General features: G+C 59.6%; 9 protein-coding genes. 4 read left to right on the top strand and 5 right to left on the bottom strand.

Annotated elements, in window-relative coordinates:
• Positions 1-401: methylenetetrahydrofolate--tRNA-(uracil-5-)-methyltransferase (locus tag ABRP98_RS11055; RefSeq protein ID WP_349859263.1), on the bottom strand; the 401-nt coding region annotated here is incomplete at its 3' end.
• 172 nt (positions 402-573) lie between these two features.
• Here ABRP98_RS11055 and ABRP98_RS11050 point away from each other — a divergent pair.
• From ABRP98_RS11050 to ABRP98_RS11040, 3 genes are read left to right on the top strand one after another with little or no spacing between them, the layout of a single operon-like run.
• Positions 574-1,359: a phosphoadenylyl-sulfate reductase gene (locus ABRP98_RS11050; RefSeq protein WP_349859261.1), complete on the top strand. Its 786-nt coding sequence runs from the start codon at positions 574-576 to the stop codon at positions 1,357-1,359.
• Positions 1,359-2,258, top strand: coding sequence for a sulfate adenylyltransferase subunit CysD (gene cysD, locus ABRP98_RS11045; protein WP_349859260.1), 900 nt, complete (start codon positions 1,359-1,361; stop codon positions 2,256-2,258). Before ABRP98_RS11050 ends, cysD begins: the two co-directional genes overlap by 1 nt.
• Positions 2,258-3,541 carry a sulfate adenylyltransferase subunit 1 gene (locus tag ABRP98_RS11040; protein WP_349859258.1) on the top strand — a complete coding sequence of 428 codons (1,284 nt, stop codon included), beginning with the start codon at positions 2,258-2,260 and terminating at the stop codon, positions 3,539-3,541. Before cysD ends, ABRP98_RS11040 begins: the two co-directional genes overlap by 1 nt.
• A 141-nt stretch (positions 3,542-3,682) precedes the next feature.
• Here ABRP98_RS11040 and ABRP98_RS11035 read toward each other — a convergent pair whose 3' ends face one another.
• Positions 3,683-4,315 (bottom strand): hypothetical protein, encoded by a 633-nt coding sequence (locus ABRP98_RS11035; protein ID WP_349859256.1) that lies wholly within the window; start codon positions 4,313-4,315, stop codon positions 3,683-3,685.
• A gap of 128 nt (positions 4,316-4,443) precedes the next feature.
• Complete coding sequence (locus ABRP98_RS11030; protein ID WP_349859254.1) at positions 4,444-5,049, bottom strand: hypothetical protein; 606 nt, start codon at positions 5,047-5,049, stop codon at positions 4,444-4,446.
• A gap of 206 nt (positions 5,050-5,255) precedes the next feature.
• Between ABRP98_RS11030 and ABRP98_RS11025 the strand changes: the two genes are divergently transcribed.
• Positions 5,256-5,846 carry a nucleosidase gene (locus ABRP98_RS11025; protein WP_349859252.1) on the top strand — a complete coding sequence of 197 codons (591 nt, stop codon included), beginning with the start codon at positions 5,256-5,258 and terminating at the stop codon, positions 5,844-5,846.
• A gap of 56 nt (positions 5,847-5,902) precedes the next feature.
• Here ABRP98_RS11025 and ABRP98_RS11020 read toward each other — a convergent pair whose 3' ends face one another.
• Together ABRP98_RS11020 and ABRP98_RS11015 are read right to left on the bottom strand one after the other, a co-directional pair.
• Positions 5,903-7,363: an AI-2E family transporter gene (locus ABRP98_RS11020; RefSeq protein ID WP_349859251.1), complete on the bottom strand. Its 1,461-nt coding sequence runs from the start codon at positions 7,361-7,363 to the stop codon at positions 5,903-5,905.
• Between the two features lie 143 nt (positions 7,364-7,506).
• Positions 7,507-10,947, bottom strand: coding sequence for a bifunctional proline dehydrogenase/L-glutamate gamma-semialdehyde dehydrogenase (locus tag ABRP98_RS11015; RefSeq protein WP_349859249.1), 3,441 nt, complete (start codon positions 10,945-10,947; stop codon positions 7,507-7,509).
• Between the last annotated feature and the right edge of the window lie 575 nt (positions 10,948-11,522).

Here is an 11,522-nt window from a genome sequence, read left to right as displayed (position 1 = left end):
TGCAATATCGGAATCAGACCCTTGAACCCCTCATCGCCTAGAATTAAACCAGTCCAACTTTCGGGGGCCAGTTCAGTGACGGGAATGCCACGGGCCTTTAATTCCATGACGATGAGCTCGCGGTCACCGTGGGCGGCCAACTGGTGGACCTCGTTATGGGTGATATCGCCGTCTATTCCCACGCGCACATTTCCCAGTAGGCGCAGCCGCGGGGTCATACCCGGTGCGCACTCGTGCGGCACGGCCTCATCAACCACCCCGGCAAGCCCCGCAAACCGGCGAAGTAGACCGAACGGTGCAGTTCTTTCTGAGATGAGGTCTACGCACATGCCGGCGCTTAGGAGCCTTTCCACGGCGGATAAGGCGGCAGGACCTTCTCCGATGATGGCGACACGCTGCATAATAGTTCCTCCTCAGGCGAGTTTGGTTTGCCCGCGATAGACTACATTGTCTATAAATCTAGTCAGCTTGGTTCAGAAATAAAACATTTTATTCTCTCTTTCTGCCAAGCTCAGCGCCGTTTCCAGAAAAACGTGCTGCGTGAGCTACCGCGGTTGCCTAGTGTGTGAGCTCATGAACCCAACGACGAACCTGCTGGATGGTGGACAGTCCTTCCGTGATCCCCATATCTCGCCCGAAGGCACGCGCGATACCGCGCCGCTTTCCGCTGAGGTGGCCGCGCGCAATGAACAGCTAGTGGACACGTGGGCGGATAAGCTCGCCTACGAATCCGCAGAAAGCATCACCGAGTGGGCCGCCGAGCACGCCCCTGGCCGGCTTGCGGTCACCATGTCCATGGAAAATACCGTGCTGGCAGAGCTCTCCCACCGCGCCGGGCTCGCAGCGGATCTGCTCTTCATCGATACCGGCTGGCACTTCCCAGAAACCCTCCAAGTGGCCGAAGAGGTGGATAAGCGCTACCCAGATCTCCCCCTTGTCCGCGTGCTGCCGCTGCTGAGCCCCGAAGAACAAGACGAGGTCTACGGCCCGCGCCTCTACGCGCGCGATACTGCCGCCTATAACCGCATGCGCAAGGTGGAGCCACTGAATATGGCCATGGACCCTTATGCCGGATGGGTCACGGGCCTGCGCCGGGCCGATTCCGAGCACCGCGCCCACGCCCCGGCGCTCAGCCTGGACCGCACTGGGCGGTTAAAGATTTCGCCGATTATCACTTGGAACTTGGACGATACCGATCAGTACATCGCAGATAATGACCTCATCATCCACCCGCTGACCCTGCAGGGATACCGGTCCATCGGCGATGCGCCGTTGACCTTCCCGGTCGGCGACGGTGAGGACGCCCGCTCCGGGCGAGTATTTGCAGATGGCAAGACAGAATGCGGGTTACACGAATAATGAGCACACTTTCCCCACACTTACAAGACTTAGAAAACGAATCCATCCACATCCTGCGCGAGGTTGCCGGGCAATTCGATAAGGTAGGCCTCCTCTTCTCTGGCGGCAAGGACTCCGTTGTCGTCTTCGAACTGGCCCGTCGCGCCTTCGCCCCGGCCACGGTGCCTTTTGAATTGCTCCATGTGGATACCGGCCATAACTTCCCCGAGGTCATCAAATTCCGCGATGACCTGGTTGCGGAATCCGGCGCCCGCCTCCACGTCGCCCACGTCCAAGACTGGATCGATAGCGGCGAGCTGCAGGAACGGCCCGATGGAACGCGCAACCCGCTGCAGTCGGTGTCGCTGGTAGAGACCATCGCCAAGCGCGAGTACGACGCCGTGCTGGGCGGGGCCCGCCGCGATGAGGAGCGCGCCCGCGCCAAGGAACGCATCTTTTCTATCCGCGATTCCTTCGGCGGGTGGGACCCTCGCCGCCAGCGCCCCGAGCTGTGGGACCTGTACAACGGCGGCAAGATGGCCGGCGAAAACGTGCGCGTCTTTCCCATCTCCAACTGGACCGAATCCGATATTTGGGAATACATCGGCGCGCGCGAGCTTGAGCTGCCGCCCATTTATTATTCGCACCAGCGCGAGGTCTTCAACCGCGGCGGTATGTGGCTTTCGTCAGGTGAATGGGGCGGGCCGAAAGACGATGAGCAGCTAGAGACCCGCACCGTGCGCTACCGCACCGTCGGCGATATGTCCTGCACTGGTGCCGTCGACTCCGCCGCATCCAGCCCCGATGAGGTGCTCGCGGAAATCTCCATTTCCACCCTGTCTGAGCGCGGTGCCACCCGCGCCGATGACAAACTTTCTGAATCCGCCATGGAAGACCGCAAGAAGGAAGGCTACTTCTGATGACGACTACCCTCGCGCCAAATGTCGGCGCCCTCAAACAGCGCGATACCCTGCGCTTATGCACCGCCGGCTCCGTTGATGACGGCAAATCCACCTTCGTCGGCCGCCTGCTTTATGACACCAAGTCCGTGCTCGCGGATCAGGTCGAGTCCATGGAGCGCTCTTCCTCCGAACGCGGATTCGACGGCATGGACCTATCCCTGCTTGTCGATGGCCTGCGTGCCGAGCGCGAGCAAGGAATTACCATCGACGTGGCCTACCGCTACTTCGCCACCGATAAGCGCACCTTCATCCTCGCCGATACCCCCGGCCACGTGCAGTACACCCGCAATACGGTTACGGGCATGTCCACCTCGCAGGTAGTGGTGCTGCTTATCGATGCCCGCCACGGCGTCGTCGAACAAACCCGCCGCCACCTCAACGTGGCTGCTTTGCTGGGCGTGCGCCATGTCGTCCTCGCGGTCAATAAGATCGACCTCGTGGACTACGACGAGCAGGTCTTCCGCGATATTGAGGCCGAATTCCAAAAGATTGCGCAGCGCCTGAACATCACCGACACCACCGTCGTGCCCATTTCCGCGCTCAAGGGCGATAACGTGGTCGAGCGCTCTACCACCATGGATTGGTATACCGGCCCCACCGTCCTCGAGGTGCTCGAGACCATTCCCGTCGCCACCGGTCGCGCCGATGAGCTGGACTTTCGCTTTCCCATTCAGTACGTTATCCGCGAGCACGCCGCCGACTACCGCGGCTACGCCGGCCGCGTGAAGGCAGGATCCATCTCCGTGGGTGACGAAGTACACCTGCCCGAAGGCCGCACCAGCACCGTCACCCAGATCGATACCGCCGACGGGCCAGCTTCCTCGGCCGCCGCCGGTGATTCGGTGACGCTACTGCTTGCCGATGACGTCGATCTCACCCGCGGCGATCTCCTCGCCGGCGCCCAGCGTCCCCCGGCCACCCGGGAATTCGATGCCACGGTGGTAGGCCTTACCGAAAAGGACCTAAAGCCCGGCCAGATGCTCAAGCTGCGCTACGGTTCCTCCCTGGTCAAGGCCCGTATCGCTGCTCTTTCCCGCACCTTGGATCTCGATGGCGTATCTGACGTTGATGATCCCGAGGCCGTTGTCATGAACGATATCGCCCACATCACCATCCAGACCCAGGCCGAACTGCCCGTGGAGGATTACGCCGCCCGCGGCGCCGTGGGAAACTTTCTGATCATTGACCAATCCTCCGGCAATACCCTGGCCGCCGGTTTCGTAGGCCACCGCTTGCGCTAAGACTCGTGCACCAAGCGCACAAACGTCTACAGCAACCGCGATTCGCTCGAAGCTAGGGCGAATCCGAGGAGAACGCGGTAGCTGTAGACATTTGTGGTGCGAACTTCATGAGAGTCATCGCCGAAAGGCAGAAGCCCCCTCTTAACAGGGATCGCTGAAGTCTGCGTTGTTATTTAGGGATCGGGCGTTGCCGCCGTACGCAGCCTTGAGTTCGCAGACTTTGTCCACGCTGTGGCCGGCGTCGAAGTAGATCGCATATGCTGTGCCGCCGTCGACTTGGCCGCGGAGAGAACTACAGGCATTGCCGGAAAGAATCTTGGAACCCGGGTATTTGTTTTGCACGCGTTGCGTCTCTGCTGACGGATCCTCGCCCACAGGAATGATGGTAGACTCGACGATCATGATGTAGCGGCCATCGCATTGATCATTCCAAGTGGATTGGCCTGAGCGGATCTGGGTCTCCGTTGTCGTCTTCGTCGCAGGTTCAGGTTTCTCTGCGGCTGTGCCCTCATCCTTGTTTTCCTCTTGAGATGTGGTGACGGGGACAAAGGCATCGGCGTCAGTGGAATCAGCAGAATCGCTGCTATTCGTGAGCGCCCACGTGACACCGGCGGTGATTGCGATGATGGCAATGATTGCGAGGACGATCATCGCCAAGCGTGTGGCCTTGCCACTTTTCCCAGTATTGCCTGTGGAATCTCCGGTAGGGGAAGAAGAATTCCACGGTTGGTGCTGAGAGGGATCCGGCTGACCCAAAGAATTATTATTAGTCAACGAGGGAGCTCCTTTGCATGAGTTCATCTTGGTCGAATATGTGTAGCGCGACTTTCATTGCGTTATGGTCAATTAAAAAGTTGGGTTTCGGTATGGCGGGTGTGTCCTAGTAACTAGGCGGATTGTTACTAGCATGGCTCAATTTCCTCAATTAGATCTTCTGGCACATTTTCTTTCTCCAAGTTGCCGCGGGTATAGCAGGAAATTTCCGCTGGATGGATCATGCCATCCGGGCGCAGCCCATCCCAGCCGTTGCCGCTCCACTGGAAGAGCGAGAAATGCGAGGTGCCAGACTCGGCCACATAAAGCCAGCTGTCATCGCAATATAATTGAATGGGCCGATGGAGCTGGCTAATCGCTTCCCCGTAGTAAGTGCCGCATTTTTCTTCCGTAGAAGCAGGCTCTTCCTGCTTTTGAGGCGCAGGGCCGTCCGCGGTGGCGGTGGATTCAGTTTCCTCTGAACCGGGTGCATTCTTAGCGGAATATTGTTGTAAATCAGAAAATGCGGGCTCCGCGGCCTCATCGCTAGAGCTTGCCGGTCTATTAAAGGAAAAGGTCACTCCCGCCACCAAGGCAATAACAGCGATGATGGCGATGGTGATCATCACAACCCGCTTGCCTTTACTTTTTTCGGTGCCTTCTTGGGTCTCTGCGCGCGGTCCAGCGTCCGGCGACGAGCTTGCTTGTGCGGCGGGGGATGATTCTGGTTCCTGCGAAGGGTTGTACTTACTCACGAGAGATTCCTTAGACTAAAGCGCAGCAGAAAATAGTGGGGATATGGGAAAGGGCTGTCCTTAAACCATAGCTGGGACATTGGGGCTTGTCGCTGGAATTCTGTAACTCGGGTGCCGCCGAAAACAGTGATGCCAGCGGTGCAGAAGGACAAGCATCTGTGCCGGCGAGTCCAGCGACCACGTGGGGTGCAGGTATTGTCGCAGGCATGGAAAATTTATCTGGACGAACATTATTCGTGGCGGCCGTGGACGCCGAAGCTGCGCACATTCCAGACGGCGAAGCGCTGCTCATTACCGGAATCGGCACGGTTCCAGCCGCGATTTCCCTGACCGAAGTATTGGCAGAGGCTCGCGCAAACGATGCTTTGCCTGAACGCGTGGTCAATATTGGTACGGCAGGCGCGCTTGTCGATGGCATGGATGGCGTCTTCGAGATCAATAAAGTAACCAAGCACGATTTCAAGCTAGAAGTGCTTACCGATATCAGCCGTTACCTCCTGCCAGAATTCATCGAGCTGGAGACCTCCGGCGAGCTTCCGGCATGCGGGTTGGCCACCGGTGACATGTTTGTCTCTACTACCGCATTGCGCAATGAGCTGGTGAAAAAATCCCAGCTATGCGATATGGAGGGCTATTCTATTGCGGCTACCTGCCAGCGCTTTGGTGTGCCCTGCACGCTACTGAAGCAGGTCTCCGATTCCGCTAATGAGGAATCGATGGGCACCTGGGCTGGCGTCTTGGACCGCAGTGCCCGCCAGTTGGCCGCTGCCGCGTCCGATTTAGGCTTCTTGCGCTAGCCGATGCCTCCATTGCCTTCCTCGCCGTCTCGCACGGCGGAGGAAGGGCGGATTCTTTAAGTCAGCGGGCTCATGGCCGCGAAAAGCTGCTTTACCTTTTTGCGAGGAGATTCTTCGAGGGAGCTCTCGCCGTCGCCTTCTTCGCCGGTGCGCTCGGCCTCGGGGTCTGTATTGTCCGCATCCTCAGCTTCGTCGTCTTCGGATACTGACTTGGATCCGGTGACGATTTCGATGTCATCGGGGGAAACCTCGCCGGCGCTCAGGGCGGCCATCTCTGCGTGGTAGCGCAGGACAACGGCAATGGTCGCGGCGACTGGCACGGCAAGGAAAGCACCAACGATGCCGGCCAGGGTGGAGCCCACGGTGATGGAGAGCAAGACGATGGCCGCGTGCAGGCCCATGGCCTTGGACTGCAGGATGGGCTGGAGGACGTTGCTTTCTACCTGCTGGACAATGATGATTAGCGCCAGAGCGAGCAGCGCATTGGTCAGGCCGTTGGATACCAAGGCGATGATGACAGCCAAGGCGCCGGCGGTGACCGCACCGATGATGGGGATAAAGCCGGCGAAGAAAGTGATGACGGCGATGACCAGTGCCAGTGGGACTTGGAGGACCCAGAGGCCGAGGCCGATGAAGACGGCATCGACAAGCGCGACTAGGGCTTGGGCCTGAATGAAGCCAGACAGCGTCTTCCACACGCGGGAGGTAAGTTCCGTGATGTGCCAGGCAGCGGAATTACCGGTGTATTTGCGCAGCCAGGGCAGGAACCTATCGCCGTCTTTAATGATGAAGAAGGTGATAAAGAGCATGATGACGGTGGCTACCGCAATGGAGCTGGCCATGGAAAAACCAGAGACGACGCCGGTGGCAATTGTTGATGCCTGGCCCTTGGCAAAGGTCACGATGTCTTGGAATACCGATTGCAGCTGGTCCACCTCAATATCCAGCGGGGAATCGTTGACCATCTTGGTCAGCTGCATAATGCCGGCTTCGGCCTCATTAATAAGCACCTTGGACTGTGCGGTGACCATGGGCGCCATGGCAGCAAAGATGCCGCCGAAAATAACCACCAAGCCTAAAAGTGTCGTGACCGCTGCCAGTGTGCGGGGAAAGCCCTTAGAACGCAGCCAAGCGCTAACTGGATAAAGCACTGTCGAGACCAAGATGGCGAGGATAACCGGCAGCAGGCCCACCCAAATAAAGCGCAGCAGGAACCCCGCCAAGCCCAATCCTGCCGCGATGAGGATGAAGCACACCGAAATCTTGGCCATGCTGCGGAAGTCCTTGGCCAGCACGGCGGACTTATTATCGCGATCGGCGGGATCGGCGGTGGCTACCTCCGCGCCCAACTGGGAATCATCGGGGGAAACTAGCGGTGCGATATAGGGGTTCTTCGCGTCAGTCTTGCGGTTGACGGAGTTTTGCTCGAGCGCCGACGGGTACTGCGGGCGCTGCGCCGAGTTCTGGCCCGAGTGTTGCCCGGTGCCGTTAGGGGAGTGGTTATCTGGCGTAGTCATTCATCTACTATGCCACAGGAAACCACCTAGGGCTAGCGCAGGAAAAGCAGAGAAAAAGATAGCGCCCCACCCAACTCCCAGCAAGAAAGCGGGAGAAGGTAGGGCGCTTACTCAATCTGCCGCGACGGGCAGCAATCGGCGTATTAGTCGCGCAGGTTGCCCACGTTGCGGATGATGCCGAAGCGGTGCATGGTCACGGAGACTGCTTGCTCGAGGAGGTAAGGCATGAGCTCACGGCGGCCATCGGCAAGCACGGGCTGGTCCAGTACCACGGAGTTGGAGCGCACCGCTGCCTCGTAGACGGAATCCGGTACGGTGCCGAGGGCACGCACGCGGGAGGACTCGTCATTGGCCACGGCGGCAGCGAAGGAACCATCAGAAATGGACTTCACGTCGAAGCCGAGCTCCTGCAGCTGGGCGGCAACCTCTGGGGCGGCGGAGATTTCCGTCTCGGTGCCGGTAATCCCGGAAGCCAGTACCTGGCGGGCGACATCGCGCAGCTTGTAGTCCTCGCCCACGCGGATGCGCAGCTTGGTTAGCAGCGGGCGGTAGCGGAAGCGGTTGGCCTCAGAAACCAGCGCGGTGCGGTCGTGGGTGCGGCCGAATTCCTCGAGCCACGCAATCCGGTCCAGCTCGGCGGCGCGCCAGAGCCATTCCAGATCGTCCTGGCTGAGCTCATCAGAAAGCTCATCGCGCAGGCGCTGCAGAATCTTCACGCTGGCTGGGGCGATATCCACGTCGCGCGGCTTGAGTTCGCCATCGGTCCAGGTGCCCATCTGGGCTACGTAGTTCGGGCCGCCGGCCTTCGCACCCGGTCCCATGACGGACTTCTTCCAGCCACCGAAGGACTGGCGCTGGACAATCGCGCCGGTAATGCCGCGGTTGACGTAGGCGTTGCCCACCTCAACGTTGTCGATCCAGTACTCGATTTCCTTGTCATCCAGGGAGTGGATGCCGCCGGTCAGGCCATAGCCGGTGCTGTTTTGCCAAGCGATGGCCTCTTCCAAGGTATCGGCGTACATGATGCCGAGGATGGGGCCGAAGCACTCATTCTTGTGGTACCAAGAGCCCGGCTGGACATTATCGCGAATACCCGGGGACCACAGGGTGCCTTCTTCGTTGAGTTTCTCTGGCTTCAGCAGCCACTTCTCGCCCGGCTCCAGCTGGGTCAGGCCGCGCAGCAGCTTCTCGCTCGGCTTTTCAGCCAGGCCATTCATCGTGGTGGTGATGTCATAGCCCGGGCCAGGCTTCAGGGTCTTGACGGAATCCAGCAGCTGCTCGCGCAGGCGCTTGGACTTGCCCGCAGCGCCGACGAAAATCACCAGCGAAGCGGCCGAACACTTCTGGCCGGAGTGGCCGAAGGCGGAGTTGTACAGGTCCTGGATGGCTAGGTCCGGGTCGGCGGCCGGGGTGATGACCAGCGCGTTCTTACCGGAGGTCTCCGCCATTAGGTTCATCTTGGGCTTCCAGGAGCGGAAGAGCGCACCGGTATCGGATGCACCGGTCAAGATGATGTTGTCCACGTCATCGTGGGAAAGCAGGGCCTTGCCGGCATCGCCTTCATCAGTAAGCACCAGCTGCACCAGATCCGGGTCCAAGCCTTCTGCCTCCAAAGCGGTGCGGAAGGCCTCAACCACCATCTTGCCGCAGTGGACCACCTGGGGAGCAGGCTTGACGATGACCGCCGAGCCCGCCGCCAAGGAAGCAGCAATGCCGCCGGTAGGAATGGCGATGGGGAAGTTCCACGGCGGGGTCACCACGGTGACGGTGTGCGGGTGGAACTCGGAGTGTGCCTCTTCCAAGAAGCGAGCCGATTGTCCGTAGTAGGTGCAGAAGTCAATGGCTTCCGAGATCTCAGGGTCAGTCTGGGTGACTGTCTTATTTGCCTCATAAGCGGCTACGGAGATGAAGTCTCCGCGCTTGGCGGCCAGCTGGTCCGCGACGGCGTCCAGGGCTGCGGCGCGTTCTGCGGCGGGGCGCTTGCCCCATTCGATGCCCAGCTCCTTGGCGCGGGCGACGTAGCTTTCAACAGCAGACGGGTCGGTAACCTCTTGGACGCCGTGCTCACCGGGGTCATTTGCAAGCGCACGCTTGGCCCAAGTGCGGTTCGGGGTAATTGCCGGGTCCGTATCGGGCTCGTTCCTGAAGCGACCGGAATCCGGTGCCTGGCGCCCGGAATCCTCGAGGCGGTTTTGGGTGCGGCGCGATCCGGCGAAGGTATCCCAGCGCTTGGCAACGGCTTTGCGGAACGTCTCTTCCTGGCTTGCCAGCGGCTCCTCACCCGGGGCGAAGAGGGCGTAGAGGAAGTTCTGCGGCGCGGAGTTCTCCTCCAGGCGGCGCACCAGGTAGGACACGGCGACGTCAAAGTCATCCGCGTGCACCACCGGGGTGTAGAGAATCTGGCGGCCTTCGTAAACCTTGCGCACCGCTGCCTGCTGCGCCGGGGACATGCCCTGCAGCATCTCAGAATCCAGCATGTGCAGCACGCCACGCTTTACACCCAGCTCGTAGGCCATGGCGATGGTGTACAGGTTGTGGCTGGCCACACCGATGCGGATGCAGTCTGCGAATTCCTCCTGCAGGATGTAATCCAGCAGACGGTAGTAGTTAGCGTCTACGTCCAGCTTGTTGGTGTAGGTAGCCAGCGGCCAGTCGTGGACTTCGCTTTCAGCGGTTTCCATGGACAGGTTGGCACCCTTTACAATGCGCACCTTGACCTTGGCGCCGCCCTCTGCCACGCGCTGCTTGGCAAATTCCGCGATGTCCTGGAGGGCATCGAAGGTATCGGGCAGGTAAGCCTGCAACACGATTCCGGATTCCAGATTCTTGAACTCCGGCTCGCTCATCAGGCTCTTGAACAGGCGCAGCGTCAGGTGGAGGTCGTGGTATTCCTCCATGTCCATGTTGATAAAGACCTGTGGGTTGCGGCGTGCGGCTTCCTGGTAGAGCGGGCGCAGGCGGTCCTTCAGGCGCTCCACGGAACTGCCGATGTCCCAGTTATTCAGCTGCGCCACCATCGAGGACGCCTTGACGGATACGTAGGTCACGCGCGGGTTCTTGATGAGATCCAGCGTGCGGCGCGCGCGGGACTTTGCTTCCTCTTCACCGAGCACGGCCTCACCCAAAAGGTTGAGATTCAACTGCTCGCCGGAAGCAGCGGCCTTTTCCAGGGTGTCATTGAGCGCATCCGATTCCGCGTCCAGCACCAGGTGACCAACCATCTTGCGCATGTATAGGCGCGCTACCGGCATGACCAGGTTAGGCAGGATCGGGCCGAAGAAACCGCCGGCACCGACGAGCGCGCCATTGATGCTGCCCAAGAAGGAAGGATCGTACTGGGAAGAAATATCCTTCAGTGCCTTGGCCGCGACCTTGTCATCCTCTGGGCGCATGACGCGGTCAACGAAGTCCATGGTGAACTTCACGCCATTGTCATCGCGTAACAGCTCCGCGAGCTGCTCGGTGGCCTTGTCCTTTTCATCTGCGGTGGAATCGAGCCAGCCTTGCGCCCGCTTAATGGCGGCGGGCAGTACGGCCTCAACATCATCAGATAGTGGCGTGCGGGTGTATGCGGGAGAAGTCATGTGAAATTCAACCTCTTTTTCGAAACGTGTACTTCCAGGTTGGTGGCCAACCCACACCGCGGTGTGGCCTTTGTTCTGTGACTCTTAGCGCCGGGGCAGAAAGTGGCTGGTAAGTCTATGGAAATTGGAAAGCATGCGAGCGATTAGGACTCCGCATACCTGGCAATGAGTGGAACACGCAGGATGCGCGCGCCGCTGCTCGGTGGTTTAAGCCAAGCGAATCAACAAGCCATAGTGCTACCGGTAGTGGGGACCGGGGGCCTGTCGCTATGGCGGCGGACGCGTGCCAAGTTGGTGTTCAACACTCACCTGCTTTCTACACTGTGGCGATGTGGAGCTAGGGACAGGAAAGAAAGCTCAGTAGTGGTTTCCTATTCCGGTCCTAGCATGGGCATCACTGGCCGAATGCGGCCGATTGATGCGCGGGAAATGCTATGTAGTTGTCTGTGAAGTCAATTATAGGGTTGTCGATATAGTGATGCTAATCTCGTTAGGAAAATCGGCCGTGGGGGTAAAAAGGTAAAAAATAAAACCCCAGCATGTGGGGTTTTGAGGGGGTGGGGCCACGATTGGGG

The sequence above is a fragment of the Corynebacterium sp. KPL2838 genome (assembly GCF_040225455.1).
GTDB lineage: Bacteria > Actinomycetota > Actinomycetes > Mycobacteriales > Mycobacteriaceae > Corynebacterium > Corynebacterium rhinophilum.
This window is presented reverse-complemented; position numbering and strand designations above follow the sequence as displayed.